16 protein-coding genes and 1 tRNA gene are annotated in these 15437 nt (G+C 66.0%); 8 read left to right on the top strand and 9 right to left on the bottom strand.

Features of this window, described 5'->3' with window-relative positions; translation table 11 throughout:
• On the top strand, window positions 1-1260 hold a 1260-nt coding region (locus tag ACFDSW_RS08990; protein ID WP_375249948.1), incomplete at its 5' end, for an MATE family efflux transporter.
• Window positions 1261-1270: 10 nt separating this feature from the next.
• Here ACFDSW_RS08990 and ACFDSW_RS08985 read toward each other — a convergent pair.
• Window positions 1271-2161: a diacylglycerol/lipid kinase family protein gene (locus ACFDSW_RS08985; protein ID WP_375249947.1), complete on the bottom strand. Its 891-nt coding sequence runs from the start codon at window positions 2159-2161 to the stop codon at window positions 1271-1273.
• Window positions 2162-2237: 76 nt separating this feature from the next.
• Between ACFDSW_RS08985 and hemB the strand changes: the two genes are divergently transcribed.
• Genes hemB through ACFDSW_RS08965 form a run of 4 tightly spaced genes read left to right on the top strand, consistent with a single transcriptional unit; the run spans window position 2238 to window position 6499 of the window.
• A complete protein-coding gene (gene hemB, locus ACFDSW_RS08980; RefSeq protein WP_375249950.1) occupies window positions 2238-3230 on the top strand; it encodes a porphobilinogen synthase in 993 nt (330 codons plus the stop codon).
• A complete protein-coding gene (locus ACFDSW_RS08975; protein WP_375249946.1) occupies window positions 3227-3775 on the top strand; it encodes a GNAT family N-acetyltransferase in 549 nt (182 codons plus the stop codon). The genes hemB and ACFDSW_RS08975 overlap by 4 nt, the downstream gene beginning before the upstream one ends.
• A complete protein-coding gene (locus ACFDSW_RS08970; RefSeq protein WP_375249945.1) occupies window positions 3772-4305 on the top strand; it encodes a GNAT family N-acetyltransferase in 534 nt (177 codons plus the stop codon). Before ACFDSW_RS08975 ends, ACFDSW_RS08970 begins: the two co-directional genes overlap by 4 nt.
• Entirely contained in the window at window positions 4298-6499 is a 2202-nt protein-coding gene (locus ACFDSW_RS08965) for a spermidine synthase (protein ID WP_375249944.1), read from the top strand. Before ACFDSW_RS08970 ends, ACFDSW_RS08965 begins: the two co-directional genes overlap by 8 nt.
• A 4-nt stretch (window positions 6500-6503) precedes the next feature.
• On the opposite strand, the gene ACFDSW_RS08960 is transcribed toward ACFDSW_RS08965, so the two are convergent.
• Complete coding sequence (locus tag ACFDSW_RS08960) at window positions 6504-7037, bottom strand: hypothetical protein (RefSeq protein WP_375249943.1); 534 nt, start codon at window positions 7035-7037, stop codon at window positions 6504-6506.
• An 83-nt stretch (window positions 7038-7120) separates the two neighbouring features.
• Between ACFDSW_RS08960 and ACFDSW_RS08955 the strand changes: the two genes are divergently transcribed.
• A tRNA-Arg gene (locus ACFDSW_RS08955) sits at window positions 7121-7197 on the top strand.
• Between the two features lie 301 nt (window positions 7198-7498).
• Here ACFDSW_RS08955 and ACFDSW_RS08950 read toward each other — a convergent pair.
• Window positions 7499-8110 (bottom strand): GNAT family N-acetyltransferase, encoded by a 612-nt coding sequence (locus tag ACFDSW_RS08950; protein WP_375249942.1) that lies wholly within the window; start codon window positions 8108-8110, stop codon window positions 7499-7501.
• Window positions 8111-8144: 34 nt separating this feature from the next.
• Window positions 8145-8576: a GyrI-like domain-containing protein gene (locus ACFDSW_RS08945; protein WP_375249949.1), complete on the bottom strand. Its 432-nt coding sequence runs from the start codon at window positions 8574-8576 to the stop codon at window positions 8145-8147.
• Window positions 8577-8853: 277 nt separating this feature from the next.
• On the opposite strand from ACFDSW_RS08945, the gene ACFDSW_RS08940 reads away from it, so the two are divergent.
• Window positions 8854-9159: a helix-turn-helix transcriptional regulator gene (locus ACFDSW_RS08940; protein ID WP_096612800.1), complete on the top strand. Its 306-nt coding sequence runs from the start codon at window positions 8854-8856 to the stop codon at window positions 9157-9159.
• A 4-nt stretch (window positions 9160-9163) separates the two neighbouring features.
• On the top strand, window positions 9164-9334 hold the full coding sequence (locus ACFDSW_RS08935) for a metallothionein (RefSeq protein WP_375249941.1): 171 nt from the start codon (window positions 9164-9166) through the stop codon (window positions 9332-9334).
• Between the two features lie 64 nt (window positions 9335-9398).
• Here the strand turns inward: ACFDSW_RS08935 and ACFDSW_RS08930 are convergent, their stop codons facing one another.
• The 5 genes from ACFDSW_RS08930 to ACFDSW_RS08910 all read right to left on the bottom strand — a co-directional run.
• Window positions 9399-11432: a TonB-dependent receptor gene (locus ACFDSW_RS08930; RefSeq protein WP_375249940.1), complete on the bottom strand. Its 2034-nt coding sequence runs from the start codon at window positions 11430-11432 to the stop codon at window positions 9399-9401.
• Between the two features lie 69 nt (window positions 11433-11501).
• Window positions 11502-11867 (bottom strand): hypothetical protein, encoded by a 366-nt coding sequence (locus ACFDSW_RS08925; RefSeq protein WP_375249939.1) that lies wholly within the window; start codon window positions 11865-11867, stop codon window positions 11502-11504.
• A gap of 89 nt (window positions 11868-11956) precedes the next feature.
• The gene (locus ACFDSW_RS08920; protein ID WP_375249938.1) at window positions 11957-12664 is read right to left on the bottom strand and encodes a ZIP family metal transporter; all 708 of its coding nucleotides are present in this window, start codon (window positions 12662-12664) and stop codon (window positions 11957-11959) included.
• Window positions 12665-12898: 234 nt separating this feature from the next.
• Window positions 12899-15112, bottom strand: coding sequence for a TonB-dependent receptor (locus ACFDSW_RS08915; RefSeq protein ID WP_375249937.1), 2214 nt, complete (start codon window positions 15110-15112; stop codon window positions 12899-12901).
• A gap of 109 nt (window positions 15113-15221) precedes the next feature.
• The coding region (locus tag ACFDSW_RS08910; RefSeq protein ID WP_375249936.1) for an FAD-dependent oxidoreductase at window positions 15222-15437 on the bottom strand (216 nt) is incomplete at its 5' end.

Raw genomic sequence — 15437 nt, 5'->3', positions numbered from 1 at the left:
ATCATGTTCCTGATGTTCGGCATGGTGTTCGGCTTCGGCATGGCGGCGACGATCCTCGTCGGCCAAAGCTGGGGCCGCCACGATCACGATGGCGCGCGCCGCGCATTCGGTTCGGCGGTCGGCCTCGTGCTGATCGGATCGGCACTGACCGCCGCGCTGGGCTATCTGTTCGCGCGAGACATTCTGACGCTGCTGGCGACGCCCGGAGGCGCTTATGACGAGGCACTGGCCTATCTGCGGGTGATCTTCCTCGGCCTGCCGCCGTCGATGTTGCTGGTGCTGATTTTCATGGGGCTGCGCGGGATCGGCGATTCGCTGACGCCCTTGTGGTTCATGGGGCTATCGGTGGTGCTCGATTCGGCGTTGAATCCGGTGTTCATCCTTGGGCTGGGCCCCGCTCCGGCGCTGGGGATCGCTGGTTCGGCGACCGCGACGCTGATCGCCAATATCGTCTCGTGCGGGGCGCTGCTGCTCTACATTCGCTGGCGGGACCTGCCGTTGCGGCTCAAAGGGGCGGAAATCGGCTATATCGTACCGCAGCCCGCGTTGGTGCGCGTCATCCTGTCCAAGGGGTTGCCGATCGGCGCGCAGATGCTGGTCATCTCGACCGCGGGTCTGACGATGGTGGGGCTGGTCAATCGCCACGGCGTCGACGTCACCGCCGCTTACGGCATCACACAGCAATTGTGGACTTATGTGCAGATGCCCGCGATGGCGATCGGCGCGGCGGTCAGCGCGATGGCGGCGCAGAATATCGGCGCGCGGCGCTGGGACCGGGTCAGCGCGATCACGCGATCGGGGATCCTGTTCAACCTGCTGATCACCGGCGCGGTGATCGCGGTCGCGTGGATGTTCGATCGCGCGCTGTTGTCGTTGTTCGCCGCGTCGGACAGTCGCGTCATCCCGATCGCCCAGCATATCAATGCGGTCGTCAGCTGGGCGTTCATGCTGTTCGGCGTGACGATGGTGGTGTTCGGTACCGTGCGGGCCAATGGCGCGGTCTGGGGACCGCTGGCGATCCTGTTTGTATCGATGTTTCCGGTGCGACTGGGCGCGGTGGCGTTGTTGCGCCCGATACTGGGCCTGGATGCCCTATGGTGGGCCTTTCCGATCAGCCTGCTGACCAGCATGTCGCTGTCCCTGCTGTATTATTGGCGCGGAACCTGGCGGAAGGGCGAACTGACGATAGCCGACCCGCGTGGGTGCGAGGAGCGCAGCCACGCCGATGTGGAGCCGGTCGGGGTGGTAAAACCCGCCTGACGCGGGCGGCTCAGGCGGGCGTGCGCGGCACCATCACGCGGATCACGCCGGGCGCGACATGCGCGGTCACCGGGGTGTGCGCCAGCACCTCTCCGTCGATCGAGATCGGCAGCGGCGGATCGGTGCGGATCTTGATCGACGTGCCGGAAAAACTGATCGTATCGTGATGCCGCTCGGGCCGGCCGAGGAAGCTCCACGCCCAATTGGCGACGAGACGGCGCTTGTAATGGCCGCGCACCGCCTGGACGACGATCTGGCCTGAATCGACCGCGGCTTCGTCCACCAGCCAGGTGCCGCCGTGATAGGGGCCGTTGGAGATCCGCACCTCCACCACCCGCAGCTTCTTTTCGCCGCTTGTCCCGTCGTCGACGAAGAGGGTGAAGGGTCGGAACTTGCCGAGTTGATAGCCCGCCCAGCCGAGATAGCCGACCCGCCCCAACACCTTTTTCAGGCCATGTGGAACCGATTCGGCGATCTGCGGGCTGATCCCCAGTGCGGCGCAATTGGCGAAATAATCATTGTCGATCATGCCGAGATCGATCCGCTTGGGCGTGCCCGTCGCCAGCATGTCGATCGCGCCATCGATGTCGAGCGGCAGGCCCAACGTCCGCGCGAAGCTGTTCGCGGTGCCGAGCGGCAGCACGCCGAGGATGACGTCATGGCCGACCAGCAGGTCCACCAGGCCACTGATCGTGCCATCGCCACCGCCCAGAATGACGAGGTCGGGCTTGTTTTCCAGCGCCTGTCGTACCGTGCGGTCGAGATGTTTGGGATCGCGGACCGCATGCGGCTCCACCTTGAACGGCAATTGATGCAGCCGGCGGCAGGCGCGCTTGAACAATTTCTGCCCGCGACGGGACTTGGCGTTGACGATCAGGGCGGCGGTGCGGATTTCGCTCATGCCACCCCAACGCATCAACGCGCGTTTCGCTTCCGTAACGCTTGCACCGGGTGCGCCGATGGCCGAAAGCCACGCCATGAATGCTGCCTATCCCGCGTTGCGCCTGCGCCGCACCCGTGCTGCCGGCTGGAGCCGCCGGCTGCATGCCGAAAACGTCCTGACCACCGCCGACCTGATCTGGCCGTTGTTCGTGACCGAGGGCGAGCGCGTCGAGGAACCGATCGCGTCATTGCCGGGCGTGTCGCGCTGGTCGGTCGATCTGCTCGTTGATCGCGCGCGGGAGGCGGCGGCGCTCGGTATCCCGTGCCTCGCGCTGTTCCCGAACACGCAACGCGAGCGGCGTAGCGACGACGGCGCGGAGGCGCTCAATCCCGACAATCTGATGTGCCGGGCGATCCGTGCGATCAAGCAGGCGGTGCCGGCGATCGGCATCCTTACCGATGTCGCGCTCGATCCCTATACGGCCCACGGGCATGACGGCGTGCTCGACGATGCGGGCTATGTGCTGAACGACGCCACCGTGGAGGTGCTGATCGGGCAGAGCCTTAATCAGGCCCGTGCCGGCGCCGATATCATCGCGCCGAGCGACATGATGGATGGCCGCGTCGGGCGGATCCGCGCCGCGCTGGAGCAGGATGGACACGTCAACGTTCAGATCATGGCCTATGCCGCCAAATATGCCTCCGCCTTCTACGGCCCGTTTCGCGATGCGGTCGGCAGTCGCGGGCTGCTGAAGGGGGACAAGACCACGTATCAGATGGATCCCGCCAACGCCGAGGAGGCGCTGCGCGAGGTCGCGCTCGATCTCGCCGAGGGGGCGGATAGCGTGATGGTGAAGCCCGGGCTGCCGTATCTCGATATCGCGCGCCGGGTGAAAGAGCGCTTCGACGTGCCGGTGTTCGCTTATCAGGTATCGGGCGAATATGCGATGATCGAGGCGGCGGTGGCCGCCGGCGCGGCGGACCGCGACGCGATGGTGCTGGAAACGCTGCTGGCGTTCAAGCGCGCCGGCTGCTCGGGCGTGCTGACCTATCATGCGGCGCACGCGGCGCGATTGCTGACCGCGTGAGCATCGGCGTCGATCCGATCGACACCGCCCGGCTGACGCTGCGTTATCCACAGCCGGAGGATCGGGCCCCGCTTCTTGCGCTATGGGCCGATCCGCGCGTGATGGAGAATCTCGGCCCGGTGAAGGACGCGCAGATGGCCGATGCCACGATCGCGCGGCATGCCGGTTATCGCGCGCAAGGGCTGGGTTTCCGCGCGATCGTTCGAAAATCGGATGCCGCGACGATCGGCTTCTGCGGGCTGAAACCCGGCGCCCCCGGAACGCCGATCGCGGGCGAGGTGGAGATCGGCTGGATGCTCGCCGCCGATGCGTGGGGGCAGGGCTTTGCCGCCGAAGCCGCCTCAGCGATGCTCGCCTGGGGCTGGGCGACGCTCGATACGGCCCGGATCGTCGCGATCACCGCCGCGAGCAATCATGCCAGCCAGCGGCTGATGGAGCGGCTCGGGATGCGGCCGCTGCCGGATGGCGCGTTCGATCATCCCGATTTCGATCGCCTGCACCATCTTCGCCGCACGGTCACCTTCGCGATCGACCGCGCCGCGTGATCGTCACCGATCGACTAATCCTGCGGCCGTGGCGCCGCTCGGACATCCGCCCCTTCTACGCGATGGGGCAGGATCGCGAGGTGATGCGCTTCTACGGCCCGCGCGCCACAATGGCGGACTGCCGTCGCGATCACGATCGGATGACCGCGATCCAGCGCCGTTACGGTCATTGCTTCTGGGCGCTCGAACGGCGCAGCGACGCGCGCTTCATCGGCTTTTGCGGGCTGCTGCCCGGTGGCGGACCGATCGACGGGGAGGTGGAAATCGGCTGGCGCCTCGCACGCGATCAATGGGGGCAGGGACTCGCGCTGGAGGCCGCGCGCGCCAGCCTGGCGTGGAGCTGGAAACATCTCGCGGTCCGCTCGATCGCGGCGGTCACCGTGCCGGCGAACAAGCGCAGCCGTCGGTTGATCGAACGGCTGGGCATGGTGCGGGCGCCGGAGGGCGATTTCGAACATCCCGATCTTGCGGCCGGCGATCCGCTGCGTTCGCATCTTCTGTATCGCATCGCCCGGCCGACTCATGGGTGAGAAGGCACCGGCGGCGGGGCGCGTCGTCCTGCACTGGCCCTATGTGTTGACGATCCTGACCGGATCGTTCCTGCTGTTCCTCGTCCAGCCGATGATTGCGCGGCTGGCGCTGCCGCGGCTCGGCGGCACTCCCGCGGTGTGGAATTCGGCGATGCTGGTCTATCAGGCGTTGCTGCTGGGCGGCTATGCCTATGCGCATCTGCTGGGGCGGCTGGCACCGCGACGACAGGCGATGGTGCACGGCGCATTGCTGCTCGCCGCCTGCGCCTTTCTGCCGATCGGACTGTCGGGTGCCGCGCTGCCGGCGGGGGTGGAGCCGGCGCTGTGGGTGCCGTGGCTGTTCGTCACCTCGATCGGCCCGTTGTTTTTCATCACCTCGGCGCAGGCCCCGCTGATCCAGCGCTGGTATGCGGCGACGCGCGCCGGGGCGGATCCCTATCCACTCTACGCCGCGTCGAATATCGGCAGCTTCGCGGGGCTGATCGCCTTTCCGTTGCTGGTCGAACCGATGTTGCACGTGACGCAGCAGCGCTGGCTATGGAGCGCGGGCTATCTGGCGATGATGGCGTTGACATGGTGGTGCGCGACGCGCCTCCCCGACGCGGCACCGCCAAGCGTGGAGATGGCGCGCGAACCCGCGCCGACGCGCTGGCGGGTGTTGCACTGGATCGCGTTGAGCGCGGTGCCCTCCGGGTTGATGCTGGCCACGTCGACCTTCATCAGCACCGATCTGGTCGCGATGCCGTTGCTGTGGGTGATCCCGCTCGCTTTATATCTGCTCAGCTTTTCGATCGCGTTCGCGGCGCGGCGCTCGATGGCGAATGCGATCACCGGCTTCGCGCCGGTGACGATCCTGCTGTTCGGCGGAATCATGATGGGCGGGTTCAACGAGACCCCGACGCTCAGCGTGGTGCTGGCGTTGATGCTGCTGTTCGTCGTCGCGGTGGCGTTGCACACGCGGCTGTACCGATTGCGCCCCGAGCCGGCGAGATTGACCGGCTTCTACCTCGCGATGTCGATCGGGGGCGCTTGCGGCGGCGTCTTCGCCGGGCTGCTGGCGCCGATCCTGTTCGACTGGACGTGGGAATATCCGCTGCTGATCCTGGGGGCGGGCGCTCTGGTGCCGCAAACCTATCTGACGCAGGGGCTGCGCAACTGGTGGCAACGTCCCGGCACGACCGCGGCGGCGGCGATCGTCACGATGGCGGCACTGGCGATCGCCATCTTCTATGGCGCTCAGCAGCCCGGTGGGCTGACGGTGGTGCATCATGTCACCGCCACCTTCGTCGTCATCGCCGCGATCGGTCTCGCGACGCTGGGCGCTCGCTGGCCCTATCTGATGGTGCTGACCGTCGCATTGCTGCTGTTCGGCGGGCTGCGGTCGCTGACGCTCTCGATCGAGGGCGATGCGCGCATCCGCAGCTATTTCGGTGTCTATACCGTCGCGCAGGAGGCGGGACGGCGGACGCTGATCCACGGCACGACGCTGCACGGGGTTCAGCTCACCGGCTCGATGGAGCGGGAGCGGACGCCGACGACCTATTATACGCCCGATTCGGGTGTCGGCCGGGTGCTGGAGGCAGCACCGACCCTCTATGGCAGGAACGCCCGGATCGGCGTGGTCGGGCTCGGCACCGGCACGCTCGGCTGTTACGCGCGACCGGGGCAGCAGTGGCGTTTCTATGAGATCGATCCGGTGATGGAGGCGCTGTCGCGGCGACGCTTCACCTTCCTATCTCGCTGCGTGCCGCAGGCGCGCGTCGTGCTGGGGGATGCACGGGTTTCGCTGGAGCGGCAGGCCGATCGCTCGCTCGATGTCCTGGCGCTCGACGCCTTCAGCTCGGATGCGGTGCCGATGCACCTGCTGACGCGGGAGGCGTTCGCGACCTATCGGCGCGTCCTGTCGCCGTCCGGGGTACTCGCGGTGCATATCTCGAACCGCTTCATCGATCTCGCGCCGGTGATTGCGGCGGCGGCGCGGGATGGCGGCTGGCATGCGATGCTGCTCAGCCATAACCCTTCCGACCTGGAAGAGGCCGCGACGCCGTCGTCGTGGATCGTCTTGTCGCGCGATCCGGAGAGCTTTGCGTTTCTCTCGCTCGACGGGGCGGGGTGGAAGCCACTGCGCCCCCGTCCGGGGTTCGCCGCCTGGACCGACGACGCCGCCAGCATCTTGCCGCTGTTGCGTTTCTAATCGGTCAGGCGGGCGCGAGCATCGCCGCGATCGCATCGATCCGCCGCGTCTGCGCAGCCGCCGTCGCGCGTGACGCCGACAAAGCCGATTCGAGTGCGGGATAGGCCGGCTGCAGCCCTTGCGCCCGCGTCGCGGCGAGATCCTCGAGGCCGGTCACCGCATCGCCGTGAGCGGCGCGCAGCGCATCCAGTTCGGCGAGTGCGGTCTGCGCGTCCAGCCAGCGTTCGCTGCCTGCGCTCGATCCGCGCGCCGCGCGCGCCAGTCCCTCGGCACGCGCCGCGCCACGATCAAAGGCGGCCACCGCCTCCTCGCGCTGCCGGACGAGCCGCGCGACGCGGGCATCAAGTTCCGGATCGGCGGTGACTGACGCCGGGGGTGGCGGAGCCGGTTCCTCGAACCCGATCGCCTCCGCCGGGCGCGGCGCCAGGGACGGATAGGGCGTGGTATCCTTGGTGCAGGCCGTCAGCGACAGCATGCCCAGCAGGGTGACGGAGCAGGCGCGGAGGCGCATATCGGAGCGGGGAGCGCGGCGAAGCATCTTTTTCGCCTAGAGCCGTGCGAAAATCGACGCAACGTACTTGCGCCCCTGTGATTCGCCGTCTAACAGCGCCGCTCCACAACGCGCCCGTAGCTCAGCTGGATAGAGCATCAGACTACGAATCTGAGGGTCGGACGTTCGAATCGTTCCGGGCGCGCCAACGTTTTCCGCGGCTTCGCGGGTGAAAGCCGGGTCAGAGATGGCCTGGCTTTTTCGTGTCAAGTAATCACCCGATGAGCACGAGGAGAGAAGTCGTGGCTCGAACGGTGTTCTGGTCCTGGCAGAGCGATCAGCCCGCGCGAGAATATATCGTAATCTGATTCGCGACGCTCTAACCGCACCGATCGTTGTGTCGCCAAGTGGCAAACACGTTGCCAATCCCAACGCGCTGATCGAGCTTGGATACGCGAAGCGAGCGCTGCCGCTAGATTGGGTCATCCAAGTCTGTAACATTGCTAGGATCAGCCCAGCGTCGCGGACGTGACCGCGCCGTTCAGTGACCACCCCAGCCGTTCGTATAGCGCTCGCCCATCGTCGGTCGCGACCAGCAGCCCCCGGTCGGCGCCCCTCGACGCGGCTTCCCGACCGAGCAGCCGCATCACCGCGCTGCCCAAGCCGCGGCGGCGATGCGCCTCGGCGGTGACGATCTGGTCGAACACGCACCAATGGCCGACCACCGCCGCCCGTCCGGTCGCGCCGACGTCGCCATCGCGATCACGAAGCTCCACGGATATCGCCCGCTCGCCAGCGATCGCGGCGACATAGCCAGCCGGCGTCACCTCCCGGTCACCCGCCGTCTCAAGCGTGGTGTTCATCAGCCAGACCGCCGGCTCGACCGCCCAGCCGGCGGGCAGCATGGCGCCGATCGCGGCCGGGGTGCCGAACGCCTTGATGTACATGCCCGGTATCGTGATTCCTGCCGCGAGCGGGGCGACAAACGCTTCGGCCCCTTCGGCAATCACATGTCGACCGATCTGATCGGGGCGGTCGACGTGGATATAGCGACCATAGGGGGTCTCGACGGGTTGCGGGCGGGCCCTGGTCGCCGCCCAGCCATCGGCCCAGACCGTCATCAGCGGTCCCGCGTCAGCATGGGGCGGGAAGACGTTACGGCCGGATACCGACATGGATCGTCACCCGCTCGGGGTCTGCCGCGTCGTGGAACTCGACGTCGGCGACGAAAGCGCGCGGCAGGTTGTCGCCCCAGATCGCCTGCCATGCCGCGATGAGCGCATCGGGCTGAGGGCCGGAGGCGTCGCGCACGATCACCGGCTGCGCTGGAACGGTGACGGTCGCAAGATCTCCGGTGCGGCCCATTGCTGCGTCCTGCCGGTGTCCGATCGTCATCCGGAACGGCGCTTCGTGGTCGCCCTCATAATCATGGTAGACGCATATGATGTCGGGGTTGGTCGGCGCGGCGATATCAGCGGCTCTGAAGCGCGCCCACAGCGCCCCTATCGCAGCGGGGTCATCGTTCGACACGCGGGCGGATACGCCGGCGACGAGCATGCTTTCCATCTTCATGTCCGCGCCAGACATCACGCCCACCGTTGCCGTGTCGGACGGCCGACCGGCCTTCCAAGCCAGACGGCACGCGAGCACGATACGTCGTACCCGAACCCAGCGACCACGAACAGTCGTGGTGCAATGGGCGCGGCCGATCTAGACGCCCATGGGATCGGTTTTTGCTCGTTGACCGATGGCGTCCACACATAACATCGGAGACGGCGGGTGAGATGCGGGCATCATCATCAAGAACGCTTGACACCCATGTGACTATGAACATATTAGAACCTGTTCATATGTTGATGAGTGCATGACACAGGACGAAGGGACACAACTCGCCGAACTGTTCCGCCTGTTGGGGGAACCGAACCGGCTGCGGCTGGTCGCGGCCTGCCTCGACGGGCCACGCTCGGTCGGCGATCTGACGGAAGAGGTCGGCATCAGCCAGAGCCTCGTGTCGCAGCATCTCCGGTTGCTGCGCGCGGGCCGCCTGCTGAAGCAAACGCGTAGCGGACGCAACGTCTTCTACGATCTGCCCGACTGCCATGTCCGCACGATGCTCACCAACATGATGGACCACGTGCTTGAACCCGAAGACCATAGCCACGAGGAATAAGATCATGAGCGTTACTGTCGAAATGGTGAAGTGTGCCTGCAACGATTGCGTCTGCGTCGTCAGCACCGACAAGGCGGTGCAGGCCGACGGCCGCCTCTTCTGCGGCGAGAATTGCGCCAATCACCACCAGCAGTCGACCGGCTGCGATCATGCCGGTTGCCCCTGCCACGGCTGAACGGAAGAGGGAGTGGCGAGGTGCCACTCCCTCCCGTCGTTACGGATGATGTGACGGGCGTACCTTAGTTCGTCGCGATCCGCAGCGTCGCCATCAATCGCCGACCCGGCATCACCACCTCATCCTTATTCAGGGCGGTCGCCAGCCGCTGGACATCGTCCGTCAGGTTCTGGCCGACCAGCGCGATTTCGACGTTGGGATGGCTGTTGAACGGCCGCACCGCAATCTGGCTATCCAGCGATACGTAGCTGGGGGTGGCGGTGTCGAAGGCACCGTATTTGTCTTGCCGGCCCGCGTAGATGAGATTGAATCCGGCATCCAGTCGGTCGCCCTGCCAGTTCAGCCCGCCGCCAACGCGATAGGGGGGGATACGCGGTACATTGCTGCCGTCGTCGAGCGTCGCGCGCGTATAATCCGCCAGAAGATTGAAGCGGTACACGCCGCGCGCGGTGCGAACCAGATCATAGCTCGCCTCGCCCTCGACGCCGCGGAAGTGCGCCCCCTGTTGGCGATAGTTGAGTTCGCGCAGGTCGCCATTGCCCCCTGCGGCGCACACCCCGTCGTCGTCGCAGACCCGGCCGGTAAGATCCCCGTAGATGTAGTTCTTGAACCAGCTACTGTAGATGCTGCCATCCAGCCGGAAACCACCGGAGCGGACGCGGAGCGTCGCTTCCAGTGAATTGGCGCGCTCGATCCGCAGGTTCGGATCGCCCGTCTCGAAGGTATTCGGGCCATCGTGGCCGCCCCGCGCGAACAATTCGGTCAACGCCGGTGCGCGCCCCGTGCTGGAGAAGGTTCCGCCGATCTTGATCGCGGGCGAGATTTCATACAGCGCACCGATCGCCCCGCTCAGCGGATTGAACTCGGGCGTTGTCGCGACCCCTGATGCCGGCGTCCCGCTCAGACGGACGTGTTCGATCCGTCCGCTCGCTTCAAGATGCAGCCTGTCGGCCACCTGCGTATCGGTGAACACATAGCCCGCGAAACTCTCCATCGTGGCCGGGAACAGGTACGAACTGTCCTCGCCAATCGCGGAAAAGTCGCGATGCTGATATTCTACGCCGAGCGCCGAATTGTTAATGAAACCGATGCGATTCAGCAGGAGTTCGGCGCGTCCATTATATTCCTTGTTGCGGAACGTCGTGTCGATCGTGCCGTCCGGCTCCTTTTCGTCATGTGAATAATTGGCGTAGCTGCCGTCGATGTTCAGGCGCTGGAGCAAGCCGGTGCCGAGCGCGAAGGAGGAGCGTGTCATCACCTTGGTCTGACGCATGTCGATGAAGGTGGTGTCGCTCGGGATACCGTACTTCGCGTCATATTGGCTAATCGCCGCGCCGATGTGACTGTCATGGTCCGCACCGAAGAAATATGACCCGCCGACCGACCCGCCATAGCCGCGGAAGAAGGAGTTCTGCTGCGTGCCCAGCGGCGTATCATAGTCGCTGGCATGGCGGCCGAAGCCGTCGGCGTGGAGCGCGAGGTTGCCGACCGCCGCATCGACCAGGGCCGCGCCCTGATACAGATCCGACACGGTGCCATAGGTACCGTCCAGTTCCCCCGTCAGCGGCTTGGTTGGCAACGCGGTAGGGACGCGATTGTTGAGGACGTTGACCACGCCCCCGATCGCCTGGCTGCCGTAGCGCAGCGTCCCGGCGCCACGTACCACTTCGATGCTGCGGGCGGCGAGGGGGTCGATTGGAATGCCATGGTCGGGTCCGATGTCGGACACGTCGGACGCGCTGGTGCCGTCCTCCAGGATGCGGACACGGGTCGCGTCCATGCCGCGAATGATCGGGCGGCTGGCGCCGGTGGCGAATCCTGTCGTCGAGATTCCGGGGACGCGGGACAGGGAATCGGCGATACTGGCCCCGCCGCTGCGCAGGATGTCCTCGGCATTCACCTTGGCGGTGATCGCCGGCGTATCATCGCGGTCATGACCGATCGGGGAGGCGGTCACGACGATATCGCGGCCGGTGTTGGCGGAGGAAACCGGGCTGGCGGCCCCGGCAGGGTCGGTCGATGGCGTCGCCTGTTGGGCGGACACGACGGCGGGGATAAGCGCGGCGAGCGCCGCGCCGGCAAGCAGGATGGGTCGCATGATAGTCTCCGGATAGGCTCGTCCGGCACGTGCCTCCGCCGATGCGATGGCGGGGCGATCGTGCCATGTTCAGAGGATCGAGACCGGCTCCGGTGGTGCGCGGCTGTGCCAGACGTGCGCACGGGACGTCAGAACGGGATAGCTGGGGCGGTCGACCGATGCGATCGACATCGCTGACGGCAATGACGCCGTCGTTGCCTGGGTCGACGGCAGGAAAGGCTCCTGCACGGCAACGGCATCACAAAGCTCGCAGGTGGCGTCCGGCTGCGATGCGACGGCGTGATTTGGCGGCACGCTGATCGCGACCGGCCGATGGGGCGCATGCCAATGCCCGGCGAGGACGAGGCCGTTGTAAACGAGCGCACACAGCGCCAGCAACGCTATCATAAGCGTGCTGGCCTTGCGCCGATATGAGTGATGGAGCCTGCCGGTCACGCCCGCGACCCACACGGTTTGACCTTTCTATAAGCTGAATGCGTTTTGTGGTATCATAACATATGCCGTGTGCCGCGCCGTTGCTCGCGTCACTCCGCTATCAATGTGATGCCCAGCATCAGGCCGACACCGGCCAGCACCAGCCACGTGGTGCGCATCCTGCCGTCCCGCGCCAGGCTGCGCGGCACCAGTTCCACGGCGCCGATGTAGATGAAGACCCCAGCGAAGACCGCTGTGATCGGGGCGAGCGTCGCGGAAGGCAGCGACATCGCCAGACCGACGACCACGCCCAGAAACGGCGCGCCGCCATTGGCGATAAGCCAGCGCAGCGCCGTTTCCTTCCGGGCCGCCTGCATCGCAAGGCTGACGGTGTTGATGCCGTCGGCCAGATCATGGGTCAGGACGGCCAGCGCGACCACCCAGCCGATCTCGGGCGAGATCTGGAACGCCAGCCCCATACCCACCCCGTCGAGGAAGCTGTGGAGCGTAAGGCTCGCCGGCGCGATGTGCGACGTCCAGCCATGTTGCCGTTCGGCGTTGGCAAGCGACCGCGTCAGCAACAGATAGCCGCTCAGACCAGCCGCGGTGCAGCCCAGGATGGCACGGCTCGACCAGCTTCCCTCGCCATATTCCAGTGCTTCCGGCAGCAGGTCGAAGAAGGCGACGCCGAGAACGACGCCAGCCGCGACCGCCAGCAGCCAGCTGATACGCTCCGCGAAGCGCAACGCCAGATACCCGCCCAGCAGCGTGGTGGCGCTGGCCGCGACGCCGAAGAGAATGGGCAGCCCCCAGAACATCACAACACTTCCGTCGAGGCTCGATGGATCGCCCGCGCGCGAACGCGTTGAGGGGTGGCTGGCCGTACTGTGGATCGGCGCAGACCGCGAGCCATCTCAAAGGGGAAGGCCCGTTCCCGTTGTCGGCATGATCGTGAGCGGCGGATCGTCACGTCACCGGCCGCATTGACGCCATGGCGCTTTCCCAAAAAAACGGCATCGGCACGCTGATGGCGTTGCCGATGCCGCCCCCCCTTACAGGCTGAAGCGCAGGGTCGCGCGCAGATCGCGGCCCGCCAGCGGCGCGAAGTCCTTCAGGAAGCTCGCGGCGCGGCGCGCGGTCACGTCGAAGATGTTGTTCGCGCTCACGATCAACTGCGTCTTGTTGTCGCGACCGAAAGGCGAGAACGAGAGGCTGGCGTTGACCATCGTATAGTCATCGGTGCGGGTTTCGAACGGAGCCGTGCGATTCTGATCGAACACATGCTCGACCTCGGCCCGCGCGGTGAAGGCATCGCCTTGTGCCTCAAGCCCACCCAGCACGCGCGGTGCCGGGATGCGCGGAACCGGGCCCTGATCGACGATGCTGGCATGGACGTAGTCGCCCAACACGTCGGCGTTGATCCGCGTGGTGCCCAGCGTGAACAGATTGGCCGAGAGATCCGCCTCGAAGCCATAATAGCGCGCGTCGGCCTGCGTGTATTGGAAACACGGCAGATCCACCTCGCGCCCGACGGCGCCATATTGCACCGCCGCGCCCTCGCAGATGCCCTGATCGACCTGGTTCTCGTAGATGAAATTGGAGATCCAGTTGTAATAGGCCGAGGCGTCGAAATTCACGCGATCGCTATGCGCGTGCAGCGTCGCCTCAATCCCCCAGCTGCGTTCCAGCCGGAAATTGGGGTTGCCCAATTCATAGGCCTGGGTGCCCGCGTGGCCGCCGTTCGCGAACAGCTCCTCTGCTGACGGTGCACGCTCCGTGTAGGAGCCATTCAAGCCGATGCGCACATCGTCGGACAGGCCATAGGAGGCGCCAAGCGAACCGGAGAATGCCCCGTATTTGCTCTTGCCGCTGAAGAAGCGATCTTCTGAATCGTTCTGGGCGGTCTGATCGGTCCATTCGTAGCGGGCACCCGCCTCGGCCTTGAGCGGCCCGAAATCGAGTTGCTGCAGCGTGAAGATGCCGGTCTGGCTCGTTTCGTTACGGGGGAGAAAGGCTTCTTCGCCGACGACGTTGAACTGCCGGTTGAAATACTGAACGCCCGACGCGCCGCTCCACGCGCCCTTGCGCGCCTGCACCAGCTCCAGTCGGCCTTCCAGCCCGTTGTTGTAGAAGGCAGTGCCGATCTCGCCAGATTCTTCCAGCTCGAAGTGGCGATATGTCGCATGGCCGGCACGCACGCGGATACGATCCAGAAAGCCGCCGCCGGTCTCCACTTCGCCGCGCAGATCGACCCGGTTCTGGACCAGGTCGAGCCGTGGGGCCTCCTGCTCCTGGCCGACCTCGGTCGCGTAGCGGACGGGAATGCCATAGAAACTGTCGTAATGGCTGTAGCTGATGCCGAGCTGCCCGGTATCGGTGATGATGCTCGCGCCGACGCCCGCCGTCCAGGTTTCCGAGAAGCTGTTGGGCAGCCTGTCGCGGATCGCGGCATTGGCGGCGAAGTCGATCGGCTCATCGGCGGTTTGCGGCAGTCCGACCTGGCTGAGGGCGGCGGCGCGGGAGGCAGGCGAGAGAGCGTAGCCACCGATGCGCAGGTTGTCGGTTTTCAGGTACGATCCATCGGCATGCAGCACGAGATACTCGCCGACGGCGACATCACCGGCCAGTTCGCCGGAGCGCTCGCTCGCCGCCGAGCCGTAGGTGCCGATCCCGCTCAGGCGATAGCCCTTTTCGGGGCGTGAGCGCGGGATGCGCGTGTCGACCACGTTAACCACGCCGCCCACCGCTGACGAGCCAAACAGAAGCGATGATGGCCCGCGCAGCACCTCGACACGTTCGGCGAGCAGCGGATCGATGACCACGGCGTGATCGACGCTCGTATTGGACACGTCGATCGAACCGATGCCGTCGGTCAGCACGCGGATCCGCTCCCCTTGGAAGCCGCGCAGGATCGGGCGCGAGGCACTCGGCCCGAACGAGGTGGCAGATACGCCCGGCAGTCGCGTCAGGGTTTCGCCGATGGTCGGCCGCAGGTCACGCGTCAGCGCTTCGCCGCTCAGCACCGACGTGCCCTGCAGAACATCACGCTCGCTCCGCGCGACGGGTGCGGTGACGATGATGTCGCTGCGGACGGCAGGGACGTCCCCACGGACGACGGGTTGGCGCGACGAGGTCGACACCGTACCCGATCCGCCGTCCTGCCGCGTGTTCGTCGCGTCGGTCCCCCCGGACGCCGATTGCGCCACGGCGGGAGTGGCGATGGCCAGCGCGAGCCAACTGACGGCTACACCCAGTGATGTTTTCATGTTTTTGCGTCCCTAATCCCTGTCGGGTCGGACTAGGGGCGATGCGCTGTTATATCAACCAGTATGTGACGATATATAGTCATCGCGGAGCGCCACCGGGCCGGGTGTGTCACCGCCGCAACGGGCGCTGATCCGCCAGCCGATTGCGGATCGTGGTCGCGGCAACCCCCGCTTCGCCCATCGCGTGGCTGATCTGGTCGAGCCCTTTCACCACATCGCCGGCGGCGAACAGCCCCGGTATGGTGGTACGCTGATGGTCGTCCACTTCGAGGCAGCCGTCCGGCGTGGCGCGCGCGCCCGCCTCGATCGCGAGATGGGAGCGGAT

The sequence above is a fragment of the Sphingomonas sp. genome (assembly GCF_042091075.1).
Classification (GTDB): domain Bacteria; phylum Pseudomonadota; class Alphaproteobacteria; order Sphingomonadales; family Sphingomonadaceae; genus Sphingomonas.
The sequence above is the reverse complement of the archived record's forward strand: the minus strand, read 5'-3'. Positions and strand labels throughout refer to the sequence as shown.